The sequence below is a fragment of the Luteibacter sp. SG786 genome (assembly GCF_011759605.1).
In the GTDB taxonomy this organism is placed as follows: domain Bacteria; phylum Pseudomonadota; class Gammaproteobacteria; order Xanthomonadales; family Rhodanobacteraceae; genus Luteibacter.
This window is the reverse complement of record NZ_JAAOYX010000001.1, coordinates 199,900-224,102: the sequence shown is the minus strand read 5'-3', so window position 1 is coordinate 224,102 and position 24,203 is coordinate 199,900. Positions and strand designations below refer to the sequence as shown.

The 24,203-nt window shown below is 65.9% G+C and carries 23 protein-coding genes and 1 pseudogene; 14 read left to right on the top strand and 10 right to left on the bottom strand.

What is annotated here, in order from left to right; translation table 11 throughout:
* Nucleotides 1-38: 38 nt before the first annotated feature.
* Both FHS47_RS00935 and FHS47_RS00930 read right to left on the bottom strand, forming a co-directional pair.
* On the bottom strand, nucleotides 39-587 hold the full coding sequence (locus FHS47_RS00935; protein WP_167021924.1) for a type 1 glutamine amidotransferase domain-containing protein: 549 nt from the start codon (nucleotides 585-587) through the stop codon (nucleotides 39-41).
* Between the two features lie 103 nt (nucleotides 588-690).
* The gene (locus FHS47_RS00930) at nucleotides 691-1,173 is read right to left on the bottom strand and encodes an SET domain-containing protein-lysine N-methyltransferase (protein WP_167021922.1); all 483 of its coding nucleotides are present in this window, start codon (nucleotides 1,171-1,173) and stop codon (nucleotides 691-693) included.
* A 157-nt stretch (nucleotides 1,174-1,330) separates the two neighbouring features.
* On the opposite strand from FHS47_RS00930, the gene FHS47_RS00925 reads away from it, so the two are divergent.
* The 3 genes from FHS47_RS00925 to FHS47_RS00915 all read left to right on the top strand — a co-directional run bounded on the left by FHS47_RS00925 (nucleotide 1,331) and on the right by FHS47_RS00915 (nucleotide 4,297).
* Nucleotides 1,331-1,831 carry a hypothetical protein gene (locus tag FHS47_RS00925; protein ID WP_167021920.1) on the top strand — a complete coding sequence of 167 codons (501 nt, stop codon included), beginning with the start codon at nucleotides 1,331-1,333 and terminating at the stop codon, nucleotides 1,829-1,831.
* A 30-nt stretch (nucleotides 1,832-1,861) separates the two neighbouring features.
* A complete protein-coding gene (locus FHS47_RS00920) occupies nucleotides 1,862-3,637 on the top strand; it encodes an acyl-CoA dehydrogenase C-terminal domain-containing protein (protein ID WP_167021918.1) in 1,776 nt (591 codons plus the stop codon).
* A 183-nt stretch (nucleotides 3,638-3,820) separates the two neighbouring features.
* The gene (locus FHS47_RS00915) at nucleotides 3,821-4,297 is read left to right on the top strand and encodes a GNAT family N-acetyltransferase (RefSeq protein WP_167021917.1); all 477 of its coding nucleotides are present in this window, start codon (nucleotides 3,821-3,823) and stop codon (nucleotides 4,295-4,297) included.
* Nucleotides 4,298-4,947: 650 nt separating this feature from the next.
* On the opposite strand, the gene FHS47_RS00910 is transcribed toward FHS47_RS00915, so the two are convergent.
* Complete coding sequence (locus FHS47_RS00910) at nucleotides 4,948-5,706, bottom strand: SapC family protein (protein WP_167021916.1); 759 nt, start codon at nucleotides 5,704-5,706, stop codon at nucleotides 4,948-4,950.
* Between the two features lie 271 nt (nucleotides 5,707-5,977).
* Between FHS47_RS00910 and FHS47_RS00905 the strand changes: the two genes are divergently transcribed.
* Both FHS47_RS00905 and dxs read left to right on the top strand, forming a co-directional pair.
* Nucleotides 5,978-6,580: an HNH endonuclease gene (locus FHS47_RS00905; protein ID WP_167021915.1), complete on the top strand. Its 603-nt coding sequence runs from the start codon at nucleotides 5,978-5,980 to the stop codon at nucleotides 6,578-6,580.
* Nucleotides 6,581-6,648: 68 nt separating this feature from the next.
* On the top strand, nucleotides 6,649-8,544 hold the full coding sequence (gene dxs / locus FHS47_RS00900) for a 1-deoxy-D-xylulose-5-phosphate synthase (RefSeq protein ID WP_167021914.1): 1,896 nt from the start codon (nucleotides 6,649-6,651) through the stop codon (nucleotides 8,542-8,544).
* A 6-nt stretch (nucleotides 8,545-8,550) separates the two neighbouring features.
* Here dxs and prmC read toward each other — a convergent pair whose 3' ends face one another.
* Nucleotides 8,551-9,369: a peptide chain release factor N(5)-glutamine methyltransferase gene (prmC, locus tag FHS47_RS00895; RefSeq protein ID WP_167021913.1), complete on the bottom strand. Its 819-nt coding sequence runs from the start codon at nucleotides 9,367-9,369 to the stop codon at nucleotides 8,551-8,553.
* A 47-nt stretch (nucleotides 9,370-9,416) separates the two neighbouring features.
* On the opposite strand from prmC, the gene FHS47_RS00890 reads away from it, so the two are divergent.
* Nucleotides 9,417-10,253, top strand: coding sequence for an alpha/beta hydrolase (locus FHS47_RS00890; protein WP_167021912.1), 837 nt, complete (start codon nucleotides 9,417-9,419; stop codon nucleotides 10,251-10,253).
* A gap of 111 nt (nucleotides 10,254-10,364) precedes the next feature.
* A complete protein-coding gene (locus FHS47_RS00885) occupies nucleotides 10,365-11,207 on the top strand; it encodes a glycosyl hydrolase family 18 protein (RefSeq protein WP_208381719.1) in 843 nt (280 codons plus the stop codon).
* Between the two features lie 52 nt (nucleotides 11,208-11,259).
* Here the strand turns inward: FHS47_RS00885 and FHS47_RS00880 are convergent.
* The 4 genes and pseudogenes from FHS47_RS00880 to FHS47_RS00865 form a co-directional block, all read right to left on the bottom strand.
* Nucleotides 11,260-13,941: pseudogene (locus tag FHS47_RS00880) on the bottom strand (M1 family metallopeptidase).
* A 114-nt stretch (nucleotides 13,942-14,055) separates the two neighbouring features.
* Complete coding sequence (locus FHS47_RS00875; protein ID WP_167021911.1) at nucleotides 14,056-14,415, bottom strand: DUF1428 domain-containing protein; 360 nt, start codon at nucleotides 14,413-14,415, stop codon at nucleotides 14,056-14,058.
* Nucleotides 14,416-14,510: 95 nt separating this feature from the next.
* Nucleotides 14,511-15,053 carry a carboxymuconolactone decarboxylase family protein gene (locus tag FHS47_RS00870; RefSeq protein WP_167021910.1) on the bottom strand — a complete coding sequence of 181 codons (543 nt, stop codon included), beginning with the start codon at nucleotides 15,051-15,053 and terminating at the stop codon, nucleotides 14,511-14,513.
* Nucleotides 15,054-15,241: 188 nt separating this feature from the next.
* Nucleotides 15,242-15,790: a peroxiredoxin gene (locus FHS47_RS00865; RefSeq protein WP_167021909.1), complete on the bottom strand. Its 549-nt coding sequence runs from the start codon at nucleotides 15,788-15,790 to the stop codon at nucleotides 15,242-15,244.
* A gap of 134 nt (nucleotides 15,791-15,924) precedes the next feature.
* Here FHS47_RS00865 and oxyR point away from each other — a divergent pair, with 134 nt between their 5' ends.
* Together oxyR and FHS47_RS00855 are read left to right on the top strand one after the other, a co-directional pair.
* Nucleotides 15,925-16,884, top strand: a complete 960-nt coding sequence (gene oxyR, locus FHS47_RS00860) for a DNA-binding transcriptional regulator OxyR (protein ID WP_167021908.1) — start codon at nucleotides 15,925-15,927, stop codon at nucleotides 16,882-16,884.
* 16 nt (nucleotides 16,885-16,900) lie between these two features.
* Nucleotides 16,901-17,506 (top strand): hypothetical protein, encoded by a 606-nt coding sequence (locus FHS47_RS00855; protein ID WP_167021907.1) that lies wholly within the window; start codon nucleotides 16,901-16,903, stop codon nucleotides 17,504-17,506.
* Nucleotides 17,507-17,516: 10 nt separating this feature from the next.
* Here FHS47_RS00855 and FHS47_RS00850 read toward each other — a convergent pair whose 3' ends face one another.
* On the bottom strand, nucleotides 17,517-18,035 hold the full coding sequence (locus FHS47_RS00850; RefSeq protein WP_167021906.1) for an adenine phosphoribosyltransferase: 519 nt from the start codon (nucleotides 18,033-18,035) through the stop codon (nucleotides 17,517-17,519).
* Nucleotides 18,036-18,063: 28 nt separating this feature from the next.
* On the bottom strand, nucleotides 18,064-18,336 hold the full coding sequence (locus tag FHS47_RS00845) for a DUF2007 domain-containing protein (RefSeq protein ID WP_167021905.1): 273 nt from the start codon (nucleotides 18,334-18,336) through the stop codon (nucleotides 18,064-18,066).
* Nucleotides 18,337-18,426: 90 nt separating this feature from the next.
* Here FHS47_RS00845 and FHS47_RS00840 point away from each other — a divergent pair, with 90 nt between their 5' ends.
* The 5 genes from FHS47_RS00840 (at nucleotide 18,427) to FHS47_RS00820 (ending at nucleotide 24,201) form a co-directional block, all read left to right on the top strand.
* Nucleotides 18,427-20,154, top strand: coding sequence for a glutamine--tRNA ligase/YqeY domain fusion protein (locus FHS47_RS00840; RefSeq protein ID WP_167021904.1), 1,728 nt, complete (start codon nucleotides 18,427-18,429; stop codon nucleotides 20,152-20,154).
* A complete protein-coding gene (locus tag FHS47_RS00835) occupies nucleotides 20,154-20,711 on the top strand; it encodes a nucleoside deaminase (RefSeq protein ID WP_167021903.1) in 558 nt (185 codons plus the stop codon). Before FHS47_RS00840 ends, FHS47_RS00835 begins: the two co-directional genes overlap by 1 nt.
* 16 nt (nucleotides 20,712-20,727) lie before the next feature.
* On the top strand, nucleotides 20,728-21,435 hold the full coding sequence (locus FHS47_RS00830) for a VTT domain-containing protein (RefSeq protein WP_208381716.1): 708 nt from the start codon (nucleotides 20,728-20,730) through the stop codon (nucleotides 21,433-21,435).
* 76 nt (nucleotides 21,436-21,511) lie between these two features.
* On the top strand, nucleotides 21,512-23,425 hold the full coding sequence (locus tag FHS47_RS00825; protein WP_167021902.1) for a hybrid sensor histidine kinase/response regulator: 1,914 nt from the start codon (nucleotides 21,512-21,514) through the stop codon (nucleotides 23,423-23,425).
* Nucleotides 23,426-23,514: 89 nt separating this feature from the next.
* Nucleotides 23,515-24,201 (top strand): response regulator transcription factor, encoded by a 687-nt coding sequence (locus FHS47_RS00820; protein ID WP_167021901.1) that lies wholly within the window; start codon nucleotides 23,515-23,517, stop codon nucleotides 24,199-24,201.
* The last annotated feature ends 2 nt before the right edge of the window (nucleotides 24,202-24,203 follow it).

The window sequence follows — 24,203 nt, the reverse complement described above, 5'->3', positions numbered from 1 at the left end:
CCTCGCCGCCATGGCGGCTCCTACAGCGTGCGGCGCGATCAGGCGGCCGCCAGGGCCTCGATCACCGCGTTGGCGAAAGCGGGAATGTCATCGGGCTTGCGGCTCGTGATGAAGTTCGCATCCTTCACCACTTCGCTGTCCTCCCACTTCGCACCGGCGTTCTCGAGATCCTTCCGCACCGAGGGCCACGAAGTGACCTTGCGGTCCTTCACCAGACCCGCGTTGATCAGGGTCCAGGGCCCGTGGCAGATTGCCGCCACCGGCTTGCCGGCCTCGGCGAACTGCTTCACCAGGCCAAGCACCTTTTCGTCCGTGCGCAGCTTGTCGGGATTGATGACGCCGCCGGGCAGCACGATGGCGTCGTAACGACCGGCGTCGGCCTTGTCGAGCGGCACGTCGACCGCGACGTCCTTGCCCCAGTCCTTCTTGTCCCAGCCCTTGATGCTGGAGGCGTCACCGGGCGCGATAACGTCGACCGTGGCACCGGCTTCCTCAAGCAGCCGCTTCGGCTCGGTGAGTTCGGACTGTTCGAATCCGTCGGTGGCGACGACCGCCACGCGGCGGCCATCGATTCGTTTGTTCGCCATGGGGGAACTCCTTCGGGGGAATGTTCCGCGCAGTGTGGCGAACGGCCCATCAGGGGGATGTCGTGATGCCGTCGGCATCCCGTGGGCAAAGGTGAAGGCGGGATCAGTCCGCCTTCTTGCGCTTCGGCTTCAGCATGGTGCCGATGCACTTCGGCGAGCCGCAGCGGCAGGCCCAGATCTTCTTGAGACGGGCCGTATGCGGCATGTCGAGCGTGATGCCGTAGTCGTAGACCAGTTCCTCGCCGGGGGCGATGTCACGGATGGCCTCGATCAGCACGCGATCGTGCTTGGACGGCTTTCCTTCCACGGCTTCCTCGATCAGGGCCTGGCAATTGGGATCGCACCCGTGGTTGATCCAGCGGGCCACGTTGCCGTGGCTGTTGCCGTCGACGATGTAGCGTTCGTTGAGCGTGAAGAGGAACGTGTGCCCGGTCTCACCGCCGTCGCCGTAGCGCTTGTCCGCCTGCGCATGGGTGATGCGGTCGCCCTTGTATTCGATGATCTCTTCACCGGCCTTGATCGGTGCGGTGGCAAAAACGCCATTTCCATGGATGGGCGAACGTCGTGCGGCGATGCGTCGGGTCATTGTGAAATCGATACGGAGGAATAATCCCGGATGATGCCTGCTCGCTCGCCGCTTGGGAACCGCGTTTGAAACGCCCGGCTCGCGCGCACGCCTCGACGGGCGCTACCATCGAACGACCGTTCGACCTCCAAGGGCACTTCAACCGGAAGCCATGGGAATGACTCCGATCGTCCGCCAACCGTTCCTCCGTGCCGCGCTGCTCGCGGCCACCGCCCTCCTCGCCGCTTGCGGCCCCGCCAGGAAAAGCGTGTTTCCGCCTGCGGTCACCCTGCAGGAAGTGGCCGCCAAGCCCGGCGGCCCGTGGCACGTCACCCTGCGCATCCGCAACAACAGCTATGGGGGCATGTCCTTCGACACGTTCCAGGGCACGCTGCGCGTGGGCGATCTCGGCGGCGTGCTGCTGGACGCGAAGATCGACCAGGACATTCCCTCGTTCGCCGCCGACGTCGCCACGATCGACCTGCTGCCGACGGCGGAGATGTCCAAGGCGCTTGCCGAGTTAGCCGCGAAGGGCAGCTCGGGTGCCCTTCCCTACAGCATCGACGGACGCATCACCGCCACGCCGGAGAAAGAGAAGGAATCGCATTCCTATCCCGTGCGCGGCAAGAGCTGGCTCTCCCCGGTGCCCGGCATCCCCGACACCTACCGTTCGCCCTGACCCGCCACCGACCGCCGCACAGGATTCTCCATGACGCTTTACAAAGCCCCGCTCGATGACATGCGTTTCGCGCTCTACGACGTGCTCGGCGCCGAAGCCGTACTCGGCCGCCTCGAGGGCGGCGAGGCACACACGCGCGACCTCATCGATGCCGTGCTCGACGAGGCCGCCCGCTTCAACGAGCAGGTGCTGGCCCCATTGAACGCCTCCGGCGATGCCGAGGGTTGCCATTACGACAAGGACACCGCCACGGTCACCACGCCGGCGGGTTTCAAGGAGGCGTACCGTCAGTACGCGGAAGGCGGCTGGGCGGGCCTCACCGCGCGCGAGGCCTTCGGCGGGCAGGCGCTACCCGCGGTCGTCGGGGCGCTCACGAAGGAAATGATCGACTCGGCCAATCTGGCCTGGGGCATCTATCCCCTGCTCTCGCACGGAGCCACCGACGCGCTCGAACACCACGGCGACGACTGGCAGAAGGAAGTCTTCCTGAAGCCGCTGGTGGAAGGCCGCTGGACCGGCACCATGTGCCTTACCGAACCGCAGGCCGGTTCCGACCTGGGCCTGCTGAAGACACGCGCGGAACCGAACGGCGATGGCAGCTACCGCGTCACCGGCACCAAGATCTTCATCAGCGCGGGCGAACACGACTTCGCCGAGAACATCGTGCACCTCGTGCTGGCCCGCCTCCCGGACGCACCCGCCGGCAGCCGCGGCATTTCCATGCTGGTGGTGCCCAAGTTCAAGGTGGGCAAGGACGGTGCCATGGGCGAGCGCAACGCCGTCGCCGCGGGCGCCATCGAACACAAGATGGGCATCAAGGGCTCGGCCACGTGCGTCATGAACTTCGACGAGGCCGAGGGCTGGCTTGTCGGTCCGCCGCACAAGGGCCTGATGGCGATGTTCACGATGATGAACGCGGCACGCCTCGCCGTGGGCATCCAGGGGCTCGCGGTTTCGGAGCGTGCGCTACAGAACAGCCTGCATTACGCCCGCGAGCGCTTGCAGATGCGCGCGCTCTCCGGTCCGAAGCTCCCCGACAAGCCGGCCGATCCGCTCACGGTCCATCCCGACGTGCGCCGCATGCTCCTGACTCAGCGCGCGTTCGTGGAAGGCGGCCGCGTGCTGGCCGCCTACGCGGCCCTGCAGGGCGACATCGAGGCCCGCGCGGCGGACGCGCAGGAGCGCAAGACGGCTGGTGAACTGCTGTCGTTCCTCATTCCCATCGCCAAAGGCCTGCTTACCGAGGCGGCGCAGGAATGCACGAAGGAAGCCCTGCAGATTTTCGGCGGGCACGGTTACATCGCCGAGCACGGCATGGAACAATTCGTGCGCGACGCCCGCATCATCACGCTGTACGAGGGCACCACGCAGATCCAGGCGCTGGACCTGCTCGGGCGCAAGATCATGCAGTTGCAGGGCGCCGGCCTGAAGCATTTCCTGGGCGAGATATCCGCCTTCTGCCAGGCAAACCAGGCCAACGATGCGGTCAAGGCATTCGTGGGCCCTCTGGCCGTGGCCGCGAAGGCATGGGGCGACCTGACCCAGGCCATCGCGCAATCGGCCCAGGCAAATCCGGAAGAACTCGGTGCCGCCGCGGTCGACTACCTCTATTTTTCGGGCTACGTCACGCTGGCGTACTTCTGGGCCAGGAGCGTGCTCACGGCCGAAGGCTCCCGGCTCTCCAGCGAGCGCCGTCAAGCCAAGCGGGACACCGCCGCCTTCTACTTCGCCCGCATCCTGCCGCGCATCCACGTGCACAAGGCGGCGATAGAGGCAGGCGTGGCGACCTTGCCGGAACTGCTCTGAGGGCCTGCACCCGTAGGAGCCGCCATGGCGGCGAGGGGAACATACCTCGCCGCTTCAAGGGCCCTGTCGGCTTTTCGCCGCTATAACGGCTCCCACACCATGCGCGCGGGGCTTTCGCCCGCCCGCGCGAAGGTGTAGAAAAAGGCTCTGCCCGGACCTTCGACCGAGACGGTGCCCCATACGATGAGCGATTCCCCATTTCTGATCCGTCTCGCCGAGAGCGACGACGACGAATTCATCCTGGGTCTGCTCCACCGCTTCGTCGACTTCCCGCTTCCCAACGGGCGCACGCGCACCGATTGCCTGAAAGGCATCGAGGCCGACCTCGTGAAGCACCTCGACGAGCAGCCGTCCAACAGCTACATCTTCGTCGCGGAGAACGAAGACGGCGAGCCGGTGGGATTCGTGCACCTGCAGAGGACGAAAGACTTCTTCACCCACCGGGACAACTGCCACATCTCGGACATCGCGGTCGCCGAAGCCTACGAAGGCACCGGCGCGGGCAAGTTCCTTCTCGACCATGCGTATGCCTGGGCCAAGGAACACCGCTGCCAGTTCGTCACGCTGGCCGTATTCCCAGGCAACGAACGCGCCCGCGACATGTACACGAAGCACGGCTTCGATACCGACCTCATGAGGCTGGCCAAACCCGTAAGGTAAGGTGGCCGCCCCCCATGGCGGGGAGCCCAAAAAAAGGTTCATCGCGTATTTGCGGGGTGCGTGGTGTGACGTCGTTTCGTGGAATCAGTGTGGGGTTCGCTTCGTAGGGTGGGCTCGCCTGTTCGGCCTCGCATCGGCGCCTGTGCCGTGGCTTGAGAGCCAGTACCGACGGTGCGGGTTGTTGTTGGGAGAGCAAGGCGCGAGCCGATGGTGTGCTTTCGCATCTTGCCGACCGGGGCGCTGGGTGCCTGCTTTCGCAGGCACGACGGTCGGTGGGGACACTGTGATGCCGTCGCATCGCGCTCCTGTGGGAGCCGCTTCGCTTTGTGTGGGAGCCGCTTCAGCGGCGATGGGTGCTCGCGGCGAGATGGCCCGCTGCCGCGGGATCGCCGGCGTAGCCGGCTCCCACAGAGAGCGTCGCGATTCGTCTCTTGTGCTGACGGGGCATGGTAGGAACGCGCAGGGCGCGCTCCTACATAACACGCGAGAGACTCCCAACTATCGTCGTGCCTGCGGCCAAAGGCGAGCCCACCCTACGAAGCGAACGCAGCAAGCGCCAAGTAGCGAAGCCGCAGTCCCCCGAAAACGCACAAAGCCCCAAAAAAAAACCGCCCCGGGAGGGGCGGTTTTCTTGTGCGAATCGCGGAAACTCAGGACTTCGCCGTCGCCGCTTCCTGCTGCTCGCGGGCGTCGAGGCGCGCGGCCATGCGGTCGATATTGGCCAGCGACACGAGGTGCGCGTAGATCCAGCCGAGGGCGCCTTCGCGCAGGAATTCCTGTGCGGTCTTCTCGTCCAGGGCGCGCAGCTTTTCCTCGTTGATGACGAAGAGGCCGTTGAGGTTGATGCCCTTGCCTTCCTTCTGCAGCGTGATGGTGCGCGGCTCGAGCAGGTCGTGCTCGCGCAGCTTGCCCATGAACCACTGCGTGCGGGCCACGTGGTCCTGGAATTCGCCCAGGAAGTTCACGGCGTTCGTGAGGGCCGGCGCATCGGTGCCGTCCTCGTTGAACAGACGCTCGCCTTCCTCGTTGTTGAAGCCTTCATAGGCCTCGTCGAGGAACACGGTGAAGTCGTCGCCTTCGGCGTCCGCCGGCTTCTCGGCCAGCACGAACGGATAGCGGCGCACGAAGGCGGGGATGTAGATGCCCTGCTCCCAGAAACCGTTGTCGCCGACGAGCAGGTTTTCGCCCTGACGCAGGCCCAGGAGTGCCATCGGACCGGCTTCCTCGATGGAGTTGCCGGCGAAGAGGATCGGGAAGTCGCGCGCGGCGGGCGCGAACTCCACACCCGTGAGCGGCACGGAGTGCGCCGCGGCGGCGAAACGGATGTTGTTCACGGCCTTGAGACGCAGGTCGCGGTGGGCGGTGCGGTTCAGGGGAACCGGACGCTCGTAGAAAAGCACTTCTGCCACTGTGTAACCCTCATGGACCCGTCAGACCTGGGAAGCCACCCCGGCCCCCCTTCCAAACCCGCCGGGCTCGAATGCGAACCCCCACTATAGCAGTGGCGGGTGACAGTAGAAGCCCCGCAAGAACCGTACCTGCCGAACGCTTTTTCCACGCGATTATCGGCTATGCTCGGGCGAAGGGCCCCCGAGGGCCTGGGGTCGGCCCCCCGATCCGCACGGAGTTCGACTTGCTGGAACGCTCTTTCGCTTATGTGAAGGACGAGACACGATGACGATGGAAGTGCTCCAAGAAGACCTGCCGAGGGTGACCGCGCTGCATGCCACGCGGGTGCTGTCCCTCGATGCGGCGGGCCGCATCCTGGACTGGATAAGTTGGCAGGACGCCGTCTGCCTTTATGTCAGGGGCGTGGTGGCCTGGACCCTGGGCGAGCCCTGCGTCACCGTTCGCGGTGGCATCAGCCGGGCCAGCGGCCTGCGCAGCAGCCTCGAACTGCACCCGATCGTGGCCAGCACGGGCCACTGCCGCGAGCACGCCATAGACCCGGCGCCGGCCCTCACGAATACCGCCCTCTTCGCCCGCGACCGGCACATCTGCCTGTACTGCGGCCACCAGTACACCCGCCACGAACTCACCCGCGACCATGTGGTTCCCTTGTCCAAGAAGGGCGCCGACGAGTGGGAGAACGTGGTCAGCGCCTGTCTGGCCTGCAACCTGCGCAAGAGCAACCGTACGCCGCAGCAGGCCAACATGCCGCTTCTGGCGGTCCCCTACCGCCCGAGTTGGGTGGAGCACCTGATCCTGTCCAACCGCAATATCCTGGCGGATCAGATGGAGTTTCTCGTCAGCCACCTGCCACGGGACCGGCGGCCGGCCTGAACCCACCGCCCGCGTTTGTTCACGCCCTGTCCCTTGCCCCGACACCTCCGTAGGCGAACAATACGGAGATGAACGACCTTTCCCGCTACCCTTATCTGGCGCAGATCGATTCGCCGGCGGACCTCCGGCGCTTTCCGGTGGACGAGCTTCCGGCCATCGCCGACGAACTGCGCCGTTACCTGATCGAGGCCGTGGCCTCGTCCGGCGGCCACTTCGGGGCGGGCCTGGGCGTGGTGGAACTCACCGTGGCCCTGCACCACGTGTTCGAGACCCCGACCGACCGCCTGGTGTGGGACGTCGGCCACCAGTGCTACCCGCACAAGATTCTCACCGGGCGGCGCGACCGCATCACGACGATCAAGAAGAAGGACGGCCTCGCGCCCTTCCCGCGTCGCGAGGAAAGCGAGTACGACACCTTCGGCGTGGGCCATTCCTCCACGTCGATCTCCGCCGCGCTCGGCATGGCCGTGGCGCTCCAGCGCCGCGGCGACCCGCGCAAGGTGGTGGCCGTGATCGGTGACGGCGCGATGACCGCCGGCATGGCCTTCGAAGCCCTGAACCACGGCGGCGACATCGAGCCCAACATGCTGGTGATCCTCAACGACAACGGCATGTCGATCAGCGAGAACGTGGGCGCGATGACGAAAATGATGGCGCGCGCCATGTCCAGTCGCACGCTCAACGCCTGGCGCGAGCGCGCGAAGAAGGCGATGCCGCGCGAGTCCCTCTTCGGCCGCTTCTTCAAGCGCTGGGAGGAACACGCAAAGGGCATGTTCGTACCCTCCACGCTATTCGAGGAACTGGGCTTCCACTACACCGGGCCCATCGACGGCCACAACATGGCCCAGCTGGTGAATGCGCTGGAGACGGTGAAGGCCCTTCCCGGCCCGCAACTGCTCCATGTGATGACCACCAAGGGCAAGGGTTACGAGCCCGCCGAGAAGGCGCAGATCGAATATCACGCGGTCGGCCCGTTCGACCCGGTGGCCGGTCTCGTGAAGAAGGGCGCGCCGGCCAAACCGACGTATACCGACGTGTTCAGCGACTGGCTCTGCGACATGGCCGCGGCAGACGAGCGTCTGCTCGGCATCACGCCTGCCATGCGCGAGGGCTCGGGCCTCGTCCGCTTCTCGAAGGAATATCCGCAGCGCTACTTCGACGTGGCGATCGCCGAGCAGCACGCGGTGACGCTCGCCGCCGGCATGGCCGTGGAAGGCGCGAAGCCGGTGGTGGCGATCTATTCCACCTTCCTGCAACGCGCCTACGACCAGGCCATCCACGACGTGGCCCTGCAGAACCTCGACGTCACCTTCGCCATCGATCGCGCGGGCGTGGTCGGTCCGGACGGTGCCACGCACTCGGGCAGCTTCGACCTCTCGTTCATGCGTTGCCTGCCGAACATGGTGATCATGGCGCCGGCCGACGAGAATGAATGCCGCACCATGCTCAGCACCGGATTCCGCTACGACGGTCCGGCCGCTGTGCGCTATCCGCGCGGCACCGGCCCCGGCACGCCCCTGTCGGCCGAGTTGGAGACCTACCCCATCGGCAAGGCCGAAGTCCGCCGCCGTGGCCGCCATGGCCTCGCCATCCTTTCCTTCGGCACGATGCTCGCGCCTGCCGCCGTCATCGCGGCCGAAGTGGACGCCACCCTTGTAAACATGCGTTTCGTGAAACCGCTGGACGAGGAGCTGATCCTCGAACTGGCGCGCACGCACAAGGCTTTCGTCACCATCGAGGACAACGCCATCGCCGGCGGCGCCGGTGCGGGCGTGGCCGAGTGCCTCGCGGCACACGGCATCACCCTGCCGATCCTGCATCTCGGCCTGCCCGACGTATACCTCGAGCATGGCAGCCGCGAGGAAGTGCTCACCATGGCGGGGCTCGACCTGCCGCAGGTCCGCCATGCCGTCCGGAAGCGCTTCCCGCAGTTCTGCGCCACGCCGGTGGCCAGCGCAAGCTGATCGCGGTCAGCCTGCCCGCGCGCCGGTGACCCGGTCGCGGGCTTCCAGATCCTGCACGGTAAACGCGTCGACCAATCCCTCGCCGATGAAGATGTCGCGAACCGCGGCAGCCTGGTTCCAGCCGTGCTCCACGAGCAGCCACCCGCCATCCGTAAGGTGCCCATAGGCGCCGCGCGCGATACGGCGGATATCGTCGAGGCCGTCTGGGCCGGAAGCCAGGGCGGACGACGGCTCGAAACGCAGGTCGCCTTGCTCCAGATGCGGATCGCCCGCTTCCACGTAAGGCGGGTTGCTGACGATCACATCGAAACGCCGATCGCCCAGCGCGGCGTACCAGTCGCTTTCCGTCATGAACACACGACCCAGGCCGAGGCGCTGCGCATTGCGACGCGCGACGGCAAGGGCCGCCGCGCTCGCATCGACGGCCGTCACGTCAGCGTCGGGGCGTTCGCTGGCGATCGCGATCGCGATGGCGCCACTGCCCGTGCCCAGATCGAGTACGCGACCGCCTTCGGGCAAGCGCACCAAGGCCTGCTCCACCAGTAGCTCCGTCTCGGGACGGGGGATCAGCGTGGCGGGCGTGACCTCCAGGGGCAGCGACCAGAAATCCCTGCGACCGAGGATGTACGCGATGGGTTCGCCGTTCGTGCGACGGGCGAGCAAAGCATTGAAGCGTGCGATGCGCGCCTCGTCGGGCCGTTCCTCGGCGTGCGCGAAGAACCAGGCGCGATCCACGCCGAGCGCATGCGCCAGCAACAGTTCGGCTTCGAGGCGGTCGCCCAGCGCGACGGAAGCCTCGCGCAAGATCGTGCGGATATCGGTCATGCCGCGATTCTAACGGGCCGAGCACCTACAATGCCGCGATGCGTGCCTTGGCCATCCTTCCTGCCATCCTGCTGCTCGCCGGTTGCCACGCCACCTTCTTCGGCGCGGTGAACGCGCTGGAGCCGGACGCGCATGTCGTTGCCCGCCGCGACCATGTGTTCGACGCAACGGAGAAGCTTTCACTGGACGTCTATGCGCCGGCCCACGCCGACCGCGCGCCCGTCGTCGTCTATTTCTACGGCGGCGACTGGACCACCGGAAAACGGCAATGGTATCGGTGGATGGGCGAAGCACTGGCGGCGCAAGGCATGGTGGCGATGATTCCGGATTACCGCCACTCGCCCGCCGTGCGCATGGACGGCTTCCTGCACGACGGCGCGGACGCTGTTCGCTGGGCGCGCGATCATGCAACGGAGTTCGGTGGCGACCCGTCGCGTCTCTTCGTCATGGGCCACTCGGCCGGCGGACACATCGCTGCGATGCTTGCCGCAGACAAGCGATGGCTGGGCACGGTAGGCATGAAGCCCCGCGACCTCGCCGGCTTCATCGGCGTGGCGGGCGCCTACGACTTCCTGCCACTGGACGAGCCCAGGTACGTCGCCATGTTCGGTGACACGCCCGCCGAGCAGGCGCAGTCGCAACCCATCAACTTCGTCGACGGCGACGAACCGCCTGCGCTTCTGCTGCAAGGCGAGGAAGACACCGAGGTGTTTCCTTCCGAGGCCATATCCATGGAAGGACGTTACCGCCAGATGGGTGAGCCGGTAGCGTTGAAGCTTTATCCGGGGTTGGGGCACGAAGGCCTCGTTTTCGCGTTGGGTCCGATCCACCGCGGTGCGCCGGTGATGCGCGATGTGAAAGAGTTCGTTTTCCACCAGCATTGAAACTCCTCGCATCCCTTGCCGGAAACGCCCGAATTGCACCTACGACTCAGGGGATATAGATCGACCCGACGCCTAGCCGTAGCATCGAGATGAAACAAAGGGAGTTGTCTCATGGTGACCGACACGAAGCAGGCTCAACCGTTCATGGCGTGCTACTTCAGAACGTGGCGCGATTACGCTTCAAATCCCCTGGAAAACAAGACGTCCATGGGCGATCTTCCGCCGGAAGTGGATATCGCCTTCGTCTTTCCGGAGGATGAAGATCGAGAGACATTCTGGCAGGCATTGAAGACGGTTTACGTACCCACGCTGCGCGCTCGTGGGACGAAAGTAGTTCGTACCGTGGACATCAGCCTCCTCTACGATCCTGCCTTTTCCGACGACGCCGAGGGCTATGAGAGGCTCGCGCAACACCTCTACGCCACCTATGTGGAGGAATACGACCTGGATGGGCTGGATGTGGACATGGAGCGCGGCCTGACCGCTGAACAACTTCGCAGAGCCACGGGTGTCTTTCAGGCCTTGTCCCGCCGACTGGGGCCGATCGCAGGGACTGGAAAGCTGCTCATTTACGACACGAACCAGAACGGGACGAATGCACTTTTCACGGCCGTGCACACGCTCGTCGATTATGTGTTGATTCAGTCCTATGGACGGAGCGCGGATCCGGCGAGCTTACAGATGACCTTCGATACCTACGCCGATAAGATCCCCCCTTCGAAGTACGCCATTGGCTTCTCGTTCTATGAAGAGCGAGGCCCACGCTGGGGAGACACCCGGCCTCCCATAGAAACAAGTCGAGCCTATGCCTACTCCCAATGGAATCCTGTCCAAGGAGCAAAGGCGGGGATCTTCTCTTATGCCGTGGATCGCGATGGCGTTCCGGAAGGTTCCGACGCCATTGTTCCAACCGATTACACCTGGACGAAGACGTTGAAGCACGCCATGAAATGAAAAAGCCGGGCGATCGCTCGCCCGGCTTTTTGCTACACGCAGTGACGAAGGATCAGCGCAGGATGGCCTTCGGGTCCTGCTTGGCCTTCTGCGCCGAGCACAGGAGGATTTCCTCGCTGGTCTGGGCCAGGCCGCGTTCCGCACCGCTCACCTGGTTAAGGCGCGGCTTGAAGAACGCGTTCAGGCGATCGGCTTCGGCCTTCGAGCAACCGCCGCCGCCAGCCAGTGCCGGAAGGCGACCGCCGGCGAAGCTGCCCGTGCGCTCCACGATCTTGTCGTAGTTCGCGAGGAACCACTTCCACATCTGCGAGCGCGACGCTTCCGAGTCGCGGCCGCCGCGCAACACCATGGCCATTTCGCCCACCTTCACGTCCTTGCTGAGCGCGAAGTCGCGAGCCTTGTTCGCCAGCGCCGGGTCCTTGATCTCGGCGAGGGCCGACAGCATGGCATTGCGCTTCGCCGGGTCCGAGGTCTTCGGAATCTCGGCGATCAGTGCATCGACGGCAGGGGCGCCGCGTTCCTGCACCGCCACGCCCAGGGCGTCGCCAAGAAGATCGGCATCGGCGGCCTCGAGGTCGAGGTGGCCGTCCTTCGTCTTCAGTGCGGCGTCGCCCTGCTTCAGCAGTTCAGCGCGCACTTCGGGCACGCCGATGTCCTTGTCGGCCAGGAAGCCGGCCAGCACGGTACGCGTCAGCGTGTCGTTGTCGGGCTCGCCGGCCTTCTTGCGGTAGCCGAGTTCCTTCAGCTTCGGCAGGTAGGCGTCGGTGGCCCACTTGCGCAGGTGCTCGCGCTGGGCATCGGTCTGCGCTTCGTTCGAGAGGATCCAGCCGAAGGTACCCATCGGTGCCGTGAAGACTTCGCGGGTCTTCGATGCAGTGAGCGGCTTGTATGCGGCAAGCACGTCGCCGGCGTCGAGTTCGCCATGCTGGAATCCGGCACGAACTGCATCGGCGTATGCCAGCTGCTCGGCATCGCTCAGGCTGCCCACCACTTTCGAAAGAGCAGCGAGATCGGCCTTGCTCTGCGCAAAGCGGTAGTAGCCGCGGCCGTCGGCGTTCGGCAGTACCCAGCTGTTCTTCGCCGCGCCGTCGAGCACCATGGTGCCGGTCGCCTTGTCGAACAGTTCGCACTTCACCTTGTTGCCGCCACCTTCCGTGCCGTAGCGCACGCACATCGGCACGCCCCACACGCGGTTGGCGTCGCCGGTGCTGCCCAGCGGCAGGTAGCGGCTCTGGGCCAGGTGCAGCACCGTCTTCCCGCCTTCGGTCTTCACTTCGGTGGCGACATAGGGCACACCGGACTGGTCGAGGAAGCTGCGGAAGGCCTTCTTGAACGCGTCGCCCTGGCCTGCGGCTTCGGCGATGGCGTCGATCAGGTCGTCCGCCGTGGCGTTGGCGAACTTGTGCTTCTGGATATAGGCACGCATGCCCTTCTGGAACACCGGGTCGGTGACATAACCCTCGAACATGCCGAGAACGGCCGCACCCTTCTGGTACGTGATGCCGTCGAACGCAGTTTCGATGTCGCCGTTACCCGTGATCGGTTGGCGGATCTTGCGCGCGCTCACCAGGCTGTCGTTGTTCATGGCGCCCTGCGCACCGCGCACGCGATCGAGGTCGGCGCGATATTCCGGGTGCACCTTGGTGGTGACCTTCTGCTGCATCCACGTGGCGAACGCCTCGTTGAGCCAGAGGTCGTCCCACCATGCCATCGTGACGGTGTCACCGGTCCACTGGTGGGCCAGCTCGTGCGCGTTGACGTTGAACGAGCCGCGCACGTACTGCGCAGCGGAATCCGGATCGATCAGCAGCAACCAGTCGCGGAAGGTGACGAGACCAGCGTTCTCCATCGCGCCCGCGCTGAAGTCGGGGGCGGCGAGCAGGTCGAGCTTGTCCTACGGATACCCGAATCCGTAGTAGTCCTCGAGCGTATGGATGATGGAATTCGTCTCGCCGAGCACGTGCTGCATGCGGTGACCCTCGCCCTTCGCGGCGATGCCGCGCAGCGGGGTGGCTGTGGAGCGGTACTGGGTGGGCGTGATGTCGGGGCCCTTGACCACGTCCCACGGGCCAACGGCGAACGCGACGAGATAGGTCGGCAACGGCTTCGTGGTGGAGAAGGTCAGCGTCTTCCAACCCGCGCCCGCCTTCTCTTCCTTGACCTGGGCGGTGTTGGCCACGCCCTGGTCGTCGGAGGGGATGGTCAGGCTGATATCGAACGGCACCTTGAACGAGGGCTCGTCGAAGCCTGGGAAGGCATAACGCGCCGACACCGGCTCCATCTGCGTCATGGCATAGGGAATGCCTTCGTGCGAGACCTTGTACAGGCCCTGCAGCTGCTTGTTCAGGGGCGCCGTGAAATCGATGGCCACGGTGATCTCGCCGTCGAGCTTCGCACCCAGGTCGACCTTGGCGACGCCTTCCTTCTCGGCGGCCACGGTGTACTTACCCTCGTGCTTCTTGCCGGCGGCGTCGGTGACGGTGACCTTGGACACCTTCAGATCCTTGCCGTGCAGCCAGATGAAGTCCGAGGCCTGCGCGAGCTTGACGCGGATCGTCGTGGAGCCGGAATAGTTCTCCTGCTTCGGGTCCACCTTGAAGGACAGCTTGTAGGACTCCGGCTGGGCCCAGGTAGGCAGGTGGCCGAGGGGCGCGGCGTCCGTGCCGGCGGCAAGCGCGGCGCCGCAGCAGGCGGCGAGCGCGGTGAGAACGAGGGGGCGGACGAAACGACGCATGGCAGGTGGGACTCCCTGTGGGTAATCCCTCCATCGTGGGAACAGGGGTGACTTTCGACACGTGCCAGAAGGCACCCCTGGTTTCGCTGCAGTGCGTCAGGACTTACCTGGGGCCTAGAATTCCACGATGGGTTTGAACCCGCCGAAGAACATTCGCTTGCCGTCGAAGGGAAGGTTCTTCGGATCGGCGAAGGCTGCAAGCCTCGGATCCTCCATCACTTTCTTCATGATGCGATCGCGATCCCGGCGGTTCTTGTAGACGATCCAGGAGAACACCACGACCTCGTCCGGCTTGAGCTTCACGGACTGGGGGAAGGAGGTGACCTTGCCGGGTTTCACATCGTCCGCCACACACTCCGAATACGCGAGCGCGCCAAATTCCATCCATATCTTGCCTGCGAGGCGGGCCATCTTCTTGTATTCGCCCAGCCGGGCGACAGGAACCGGTGCCACGAAGCCGTCGACGTAACTCATGACCAACCCTCCTCGCGTGGATGTGCGCGGAGCGTCTCGCACAAAGAAGAAAGGCCGCGTTAAACGCGGCCTTTCCCAAAGAACCCACGAGCTGCTCAGCCCGCAGCGTCGGCCTGTTCGAGCACCACGGCCACCGCGTGGATCACCGAAGCGATGCGCACCGCGCTCTGGATCGCCTGCACGGTGATACCGCCTTCGCGCAGCACGCGGTCGTGCGAGTCGATGCACATGCCGCAGCCGTTCACGGCCGACACGGCCAGCGAGACGAGTTCGAAATCGTTCTTCGCATCGCCCTTGTAGCCACCGATGACATTCATGCGCAGCTTCGCCGGCATGGTCTCGTATTCCGGATGGCTCACCAGGTGCTGGAAGCGGTAGTAGATATTGTTCATGCCCATGATGGCGGCCGAACCCTTGGCCGCCGTGAGCTGCTCCGGCGAGGCGTGTTCGGCGGCGAAAGCGGCAACGGCTTCCGTCAGCGGCTTGAAGCGGGCGGCATAGGCCGAACCAAGCGCGACCATGGCGATCTGAGCCATGCTGAGTCCCGGTGCGCCCGTTTCGGTCAGCACCGTGTCGAGGTTGAGCTTGAGATCTTTCGCATATTCGGGAAGCTGGCTGCGCAGGTCGGCGACGCTCATGAATGCACCTTTGTCTTCTGATCTTCAGGATAGGGGCACGGAATGTCTCGGCGCCGGCGGCACCGGTTCACGTGGGTACGCGAAGGGCGTGTATCGGGGAATAAGGGGGCGGTGAAGCGGACTTCACCGCCAGGGTGCCCACGCCGCGCGTGAGGGAGGGGGGACGCGGCGTGGGTCTTTGACTTGCCTTAGGCGACCTTCAGGGTCTCGTCGCCGGCCTTCCAGTTGCAGGCGCACAGTTCGTCGGTCTGCAGGGCGTCGAGGACGCGCAGCACTTCGTCCGGGTTACGGCCGACCGAACCGGCCGTGACGTAGGCGAACTGGATCTCGCCGTTCGGATCGACCAGGAAGGTGGCGCGCTGGGCAACGCCTTCGTCGGTCAGAATGCCGAGGGCCGTGGTCAGGTCCTTCTTGATGTCCGCCAGCATCGGGAACTTGAGGTCCTTCAGGTCAGCGTGGTCCATGCGCCAGGCGCGATGGACGAACTCGGAGTCGGTCGACACGGCCAGCACCTGGCAGTCGCGGTCGGCGAACTTCTCGTTGAGGTCGCTGAAGCCCTTGATCTCGGTCGGGCACACGAAGGTGAAGTCCTTCGGGTAGAAGAAGACGAGCTTCCACTTGCCCTCATAGGACTTGTCCGTCACGTCGACGAAAGCGTCCTCGATCTTGTTGGCGAGCGGGCCACCGGCCACGGCCTTCAGGTTGAACTGGGGGAACTTGTCGCCAATGCTCAGCATTTAGACTCTCCGTTAAGGGGGGTTGGTTGAACTTCTACGACCAAGCTTACCGGCCTGGTACACATATTCCAAATCGATTGTAGGCATGAATGTGATAGGCTGCACCTATCACGAGCTCCTTCGAGGCAGCCACCATGAACCTCCGCGACCTGTCCTACCTCGTCGCGCTGGCGGAGTATCGCCATTTCGGCCGCGCGGCCGAAGCGAGCTTCGTCAGCCAGCCCACCCTCTCTACCCAGATCCGCAAGCTCGAGGATGAGCTGGGCGTGGCGCTGGTGGAACGTACACCGCGGAAAGTCCTCCTGACGGAAACGGGGCGTGAAATCGCCCGGCGGGCACGCGGTGTGCTGTCGCAGATCGACGAGATCAAGTCGATCGCCCAACGCACGCGCGATCCGGAATCGGGCACCATCCGGCTTGGCATCTTCCCTACGCTGGGGCCGTACCTGCTGCCGCACGTGGTCCCGCGCCTGCGCCAGAGGTTCCCGCGGCTGGAACTCCTGTTGCGGGAGGAAAAGACCGAGCAGGTGCTGCACATGCTGCGCGAGGGCACGCTCGACGCCGGCATCCTGGCCCTGCCCGTGCATGACGACTCGCTGCACACCGAGTTCCTTTTCGAGGAGCCGTTCGTGCTGGCGGTGCCTGGCGGGCACCCCCTGGCCTCCCGCGACAGCCTCCGCATGGAAGACCTCTCGGACCAGGACCTGCTGCTGCTGGAGGACGGGCACTGCCTGCGCGACCAGGCCCTCGAGGTATGCCACCTCGCTGGCGCCGGCGAGAAGTCCGGGTTCCGCGCCACCAGCCTGGAAACGCTGCGGCAGATGGTGTCGGCGAACGTCGGTATCACCCTCCTGCCCGCCCTGGCGGTGAAACCGCCCGTCGCGCAGTCGCCGAACGTGCAACTCGTGGAGTTCGAGGCGCCCGCGCCCAGCCGTCGTATCGCCATGCTCTGGCGGAAAAGTTCCGCCATGACACCGTTCTTCGAGGCACTGGCCGCGGTGATCCGCGACCTTCCCGCCGACCTCCTGACCACGCACGGTTGCGGTACGGGTCAACCGGGCGCCGGCACAGCCGTTGCCTTTCCCTCCCCCTGAACGGTCCCACCCACCGATGCGCGTCTGGCTTGTCGTCCTGCTCCTGGTCTGTACCTGGGGCGGTTATTCCTGGTGGAAGCACCGGCCCCTGCACAACCAACCCGGCGTCCTCGCCGCCGAAGTACCGGAACAGGAACCGGTCGGCGGCGGCACCACGCTGAGCCGGGGGCATTTCACGTTGAGCCCGCGCGCCACGTTCGCCATGACGGCCCGGGTGCTGTCGCGGGAGGACTACCAGCTCGACGACCTTGCGCCGATCGCCCCGACCGACCTGGCGATGGGCTGGGGACGCATGTCGGACAGCGCGGTGCTGGACCATATCCGCATTTCGCAATCGAACCGCTTCTACTACTGGTATACGGACCAGTTCCCGATTCCCCGCCACGAGATCGAGGATTCGAGCGCGAACATGCACATGATCCCGGCCAACGACGAGGCAGCCCGCGCGCTGCGCGACGTGCGCACGGGCGAAGTCGTCCACGTCGAGGGTTTCCTCGTCGACGTGAAACGCGACGACGGCTGGCACTGGAATACGTCGCTGACGCGCGAGGACACGGGTGCCGGCGGGTGCGAGATCGTGCTGGTCGAAAGCCTGCGGGACGAGGCCGTCGCGGCCCACTGAGAGCGGTGCCCTAGGACTGGATCAACACGTGCAGCGGCACGTGGCCCGGCCAACGCGCGCGACCATTGAGACCGGCCAGTTCGATAGCGACGCTGGCGCCGACGACTTCCGCCCCCAGGCGCTCCACCAGACGGCGCGCGGCTTCCAGGGTGCCGCCCGTCGCAAGCACGTCGTCCACGATCACCGCCTTCTCGCCCGGGGCAACGGCGTGCGTGCCGATCTCCAGGCGGTCCAGGCCGTACTCCAGACCGTAGTCGACGCCGACCACCGGCGGCGGAAGCTTGCCCGCCTTGCGCAATGGCACGAACCCGGCGCCGAGCGCCCGGGCCATGGCCGCACCGAAGATGAAGCCGCGCGACTCGATGCCGCAGACGGCCCCGATGTCCCGGCCACGCCACGGCTCGCACAGCGCGTCGATGCATGCCGCGAACGCGGCCGCGTCGGCGAGCAGGGGCGTGATGTCCTTGAACATGATGCCGGGGCGCGGAAAGTCCGGTACGTCGCGGACAAGATCGAGAAGGGCCTGCATGGGGTTCCTGGCGAGGTAACGCGGGCGCTCAGGCCGGCAAGGTGAGCGAACCGAAGTCGTCGTCGGAGGCCGCTGCAGCACGGGCCTCGGCCAGCCGGGCGTCGACCTGGCGCACGATGCCTTCCGCCGCTTCGGCCGCGGCTTCGGGAACCATCACGGCGAGGAAGTCGCGGGCCGGCAACTGTCCCACCGCGCCGGTGAGGAACTCGCCCGCGATGAACGCGGGGATCTCCGCACGTTCGAGCGCATCCTTCACCAGATGGGCGTCGATGAGGGATTCGGCGTGGTAGGCGATACGCATGGCAGCACGCTACCCCGCCGACAGGGCGCTCGGCAAGCTCCCTGGGGTAAACTTGACCTTTTGCCGCGCCCCACCTTCGAGCCCTTCGCGATGTCGACTGAAACGCCCGTCCTGCAGCAGCACTTCATCCGCCAGATCGTCCGGGACGACCTGGCCTCCGGAAAGCATGCGCAGATCCGCACCCGGTTCCCGCCCGAACCGAATGGCTACCTGCACCTGGGCCATGCCAAGTCGATCTGCCTCAACTACGGCCTCGCCGCCGAGTTCGGCGGCCTGTGCAACCTGCGTTTCGACGACACCAATCCTTCCAAGGAAGACCTGGAGTTCGTCGAGGCCATTCAGCGCGACGTGAAATGGCTGGGCTTCGACTGGGCGGAACTCCGCCACGCATCGGATTACTTCGAGGTGTTCTATCGTTCGGCGCTGAAGCTGATCCGCCTCGGCGTGGCCTACGTGGACGACCTCAGCGCGGACGAAGTGCGCGAATACCGCGGCACGCTGACCGAACCCGGCCGCAATTCGCCGTATCGCGATCGCAGCGTGGAAGAGAACCTCGACCTGTTCCAGCGCATGCGCGCAGGTGAGTTCGCCGACGGCAGCAAGACGCTTCGCGCGAAGATCGACATGGCGTCGGGCAACATCAACCTGCGCGACCCGGCGCTGTATCGCATCCGCAAGGTGCACCACCAGAACACCGGCGACGCGTGGCCCATCTACCCGATGTACGACTTCGCGCATTCGCTGTCCGACGCGCTGGAAGGCATCACCCATTCGCTCTGCACGCTGGAATTCGAAGACCATCGCCCGCTGTACGACTGGTGCGTGGACAAGGTGGATCTCGCGAACGATCCCGAACTGTGGGAGCCACTGCTGAAGGCCGGCCTGCCGACCTCGCCGAGCAAGCCTCGCCAGATCGAATTCTCCCGCGGCAACCTCAACTACACCGTGATGAGCAAACGCAAGCTCATCACGCTGGTGGCCGAGAACCTCGTGGACGGCTGGGACGATCCACGCATGCCCACCATCGCGGGCGTCCGCCGCCGCGGCTTCACGCCCGCGGGCATTCGCCTGTTCTGGGAGCGCATCGGCGTCAGCAAGCAGAACAGCACCATCGACATGAGCGTGCTCGAGGGCGCAGTGCGCGAAGATCTCGACTCCACGGCGCCGCGCCGCCTGGCCGTGATCGATCCGCTGAAGATGGTGATCACGAACCTCGACGAAGGCCATGCCGAGTCGCTGACGTTCCCGAACCATCCCAAGGACGAATCCTTCGGTACCCGTAGCGTGCCGTTCTCGCGCGAGCTGTGGATCGAGCGGGAAGATTTTGCCGAAGTGCCGCCGAAGGGGTTCCATCGCCTGAAACCGGAAGGCGAGGTGCGCCTGCGCGGTGTCGGCATCGTGCGCTGCGACGAGGTGGTGAAGGACGCCGATGGTCAGGTGCTGGAGCTGCGCTGCACGCTCGACCCGGAAACCCGCACGGGCATGCCGGGCGCGGACCGCAAGGTGAAGGGCACCATCCATTGGGTGAGCGCACGCGACGCGGTGCCTGCGATCGTCCGTCTGTACGACCGGCTGTTCGACGTTACCGATCCGGACGACGACAGCGACGGCAAGACGTACAAGGACCACATCAACCCGCACTCGCGCCGCATCGTGCACGGCTATGTGGAGCCCGCCGCCGCGGCGGCGATGCATGAAGACCGCATGCAGTTCGAGCGCCTGGGCTACTTCGTGGCCGACATGCACGACCACACGCACGCCGCGCCCGTCTTCAACCGGGTGGTGACCCTGCGCGATTCCTGGGCGAAGCAGGCCTGATGCTGTACGCGCAGGTTCATCTCACCCTTCCCGCCTGGGTGCACGAGGCGGTGAACACGTCGGTGGATTACGCCGGAGACGACGCCAAGGTCGGCCTGGCCATCGAGTTGTCGGGGCTCAATGTCGACCTCGGCACGGGCGGTCCGTTCGGCGCCGTGGTGTTCGATGGCAACGACCGTATCGTCGCCGTGGGCGTCAACCGCGTGGTGCCGCACAACTGTTCGGCCGCGCATGCCGAGATGATGGCGTACATGACGGCCCAGCAGCGCCTGCAACGGTTCCGGCTTAATGAAGACGGCAACCGCTTCGTCCTCGCGACCAGCTCGCAACCCTGCTGCCAGTGTTTCGGTGCCACCGTCTGGGCAGGCATCGACGCGTTGCTTATCGGCGCGCGTGCCGAGGACGTGGAAGAACTCACCCCCTTCGACGAAGGCCCCCTGCCGGAGGATTGGGTGGGCGAACTGGAGCGTCGCGGCATCGCCGTGCGTAGCGACATCCGCCGCGACGAGGCACGCGAGGTGCTGCGCCGCTACGGCGAATCGGGCGCGGCGTACTGAGCCTGGACCGGACCCGGTGAACCGCCGCTGGCGCGCGCTGCTGCCGTTGGGCCTGCTGCTTCTGGGCGGCGTGGCCTTCTTCGCCAGCGGCGCCTTCGATCGCTTCGAACCGCATCGGCTGCTGGCCGACGAAGGACACCTGCGCACCGCCATCGCGGCGCATCCGTTCATGGCGCGCTTCCTGTATTCGGCAACCCTGGCCGTGGCCATCGCCACCGGCGTGCCTGGCACCATCGTGATCGTGCTGGCCGGCGGCCTCCTGTTCGGCGCTGTGCAAGGTACGGCGCTTTCGTCGGTGTCGCTGGTGCTCGGGTCGCTGGCGCTCTATCTCGCCAGCCGCTACGCGTTCGCTGCCGGCCGCCGGGCGCCGCCGGCGCTGGCGCAACGGCTGCGCGCACGATTCTCCGCCCATCCGGTCACCTACGCGCTTGCGCTCCGGTTCGTGCCCGTGGTGCCTCTGGGCGCCATGACCGTGGCACTGGCGTGGCTACGCTGCCCTCTGTGGCTGTTCATCGGCGCCACCTGGCTCGGCGGTACCGTCTCGCTGTTCGTGGAGAGTTCCGTGGGAGCGGGATTGGGCGAGACCTTCGCCGCGGGCCAGCCGGTCAGCGCGGCCGGCTTGCTCGACCAGCGCATCCTCGTGCCACTGGCCGCCTTCGCCATTCTGACGGTGCTGCCGCTTGCTGTTCGGACCCTGATAACGCGCCTTCGCCGACGCGCCTGACGCCGCCCCCGCCGATCTGCGATAGGCTAACCCCTCGCGCAATCCTGGAGGGGGGCCGCGCAAGGGGAAGGCAGCAATGCGTGACGTTTCAACTCCATGGCTGGAAAAGGTCTGGCGACGCACATCGCTCGTGCAGCGCCTGACCTGTGTCGCCCTCGTTCCGACCGCCATCAGTGCCGTGCTCCTGGTCACGCTGCTCACGCGGCACCAGATGGACACCCTGCACGAGATGGGCCGCTCCACGGCGGACGCCATCGCGCAGCAGGCTGCCACCGTTTCCGGCGATGCGCTCCGGACCGGCGAACGGCGCGAACTGGGCCGGATCGCCCAATCCATCGTGCAGTTGCCGCAGGTGTCGCGGGTGCGGATCAGCGACCGCGACGGCGAAATCGTCGCCGACCGCGTGAACGGCTCCATCGCCGGCGGCGACGACGACAGCCTCACCGTCGCCCGCGAAATCCTCGACCCGCTCACGCGTCGCGCGGTCGGTTCGGTGATTGTAGACGTGAGTGTCGAAGACGCCGTCGCCGCACAGCGCGCCAGCGTGCACAACGCGCTGGTGTGGCTGGCGCTGAGCCTGCTGATCGCTGTGATGATCGGCTGGTCCACGGCGCGCTGGCTGAGTGCGCCATTGCGCAACCTCGCCATCGCGGTACGCCAGCTGGGCCTCGGCGACCGTACGGTGGTCGTCCCCGTGACCGACGACACGGAAATCGGCGACCTGCAGCGCGGCTTCAACGGCGCCGCCTCCAAACTGCTGCACGCGCAGATCGGCATGGAGCGCGAGATCGCTTCGGCAACCGACGAACTGGCACGCAAGAACGCGGCACTGGAAGCGGCCAGCGTCGCCAAGGCGCGTTTCCTCGCGGCCGCCTCGCACGACCTGCGCCAGCCGCTGTATGCGCTGACGCTGTTCTCGTCCGGCCTCGCGGTCGACGAATACGATCCCGTACGGCTGAACCGCATCGCGCACATCCAGGAATGCGTCGAGTCGCTCGACCACCTCTTCGGCGAGCTGCTCGACCTTTCCCGGCTGGAGACCGGTGCCATGCCCGCGGCGGTGCGCGACGTACCGTTGGACGAGGTCTTCGAGGAAGTGAGCGTCAACTTCCGCATGGTGGCGGAGCAACACGACCTGCGGCTCGTGGTCCGCACCACCCGGCTGTGGGTCCGCTCGGACCGCACCATGCTCGCCCGCATCCTCAACAACCTGGTGAGCAACGCGCTGCGCTACACGCGTACCGGCGGCGTGCTGGTGGGCGCACGGCGGCGGCTGGACGGCACGGTACGCGTCGACGTGTGGGACACCGGCCTGGGTATCGCCGAGGAACACCTCCAGCACATCTTCGACGAGTTCTACCGCGTGGAGGGAGGGCCCGATACCGGCCGCCCGGAAGGCACGCGCCGCGGCCTCGGCCTTGGCCTTTCCACCGTGCAGAAGCTTGCCGGGCTGCTGGGCACCCGCGCCTCGGTGCGCTCCCGGCCGGGAAAGGGCACGCTTTTTTCGATCGTCTTGCCGGAAGTGCAGCCGGGCACGATGGAAATCGCGCCGACGCCTCCGCCGGACCCGGCCATTCCTCGCGACATCGTGGGCATGCGCGTCCTCGTGATCGACGACGAGCCCACCATCCTTGCCGGCATCAGTTACCTCCTCGGCAGCTGGGGTTGCGAGGTCGTGACGGCCGAGGACGCCCAGCAGGCCATGGAGGCCGTGCACCAGTGGATGCAACCGCCCGACATCGTCATATCCGACCTGCGCCTTCGCGAAGGCACGGGCCTGGACGTGATCGAGCAACTCGACCGCTATTACCGCCGTCGCCCCGGCGACCCGCCGCCGTTCGCGCGCGTACTGATAACAGGCGAAACGCGTGGCGAATTCCTGCACCACGTCGACCAGACCGATACCCGGGTGCTGTTCAAGCCGGTTTCGCCGGAACGCCTGCATGAGGTAATGGTTTCTGCCTGGACTGTCCATCGGGCAGCCGTCTGAGCCGGATGGCCGGCTTGCCGACGGGAGCCCGGAGGACTATGGTCCGCTCCATGGGGTGGCTCGCAAGCCTTGGCGGGCGGAGGATGGGCATGCGTGTACTGATCGCTGACGATCATCGGCTGATCATCGAGGGCGTGAAGCTCAAGCTTCGCGAACTGGAAAAAGATGTCGAGTTCGTCGAAGCCGAAACGATCAAGGATCTCTACCGGCGGCTGGAGGAATCCCCCCTGCCCGACGTGGCCCTGATCGACATGGCCATGCCGGGGGCCGATGGCGTCGAACACATCAAGTTCGCGGTGAAGGCCCTGGGCGCATCGGCCGACGACGGCGATTCGCGCGGCCATCCGGTCATCGTGCTTTCCGGCACGGAGGACCCTTCCGCCATCCGCCATGTGCTGGATCTGGGCGTGCAGGGTTACATCCCGAAATCCTCGCCTCCGGACGTCATCCTCAATGCCGTGCGGCTCGTGATCGGGGGCGGCATCTATGTGCCGCCCGAGGCGATGAAGTCGGCCGCCGCCACCGTGGCACCCACCTTCGCGCTGTCGCAGGGCAACGACGGGCTCACGACGAAGGAACGCCTGGCCACGGTGCTCACCGACCGCCAGATCGACGTCCTGAAGCTGCTGGCAAAGGGACGCCCGAACAAGCTCATCGCGCGCGAACTGCAGATCAGCGAGGGCACGGTCAAGATCCATCTGGCCGCGATCTTCCGCGCCCTGCATGTGCGGAACCGGCTCGAGGCGCTGGTCGCCGCCCAGCACCTCGGCGACTGACG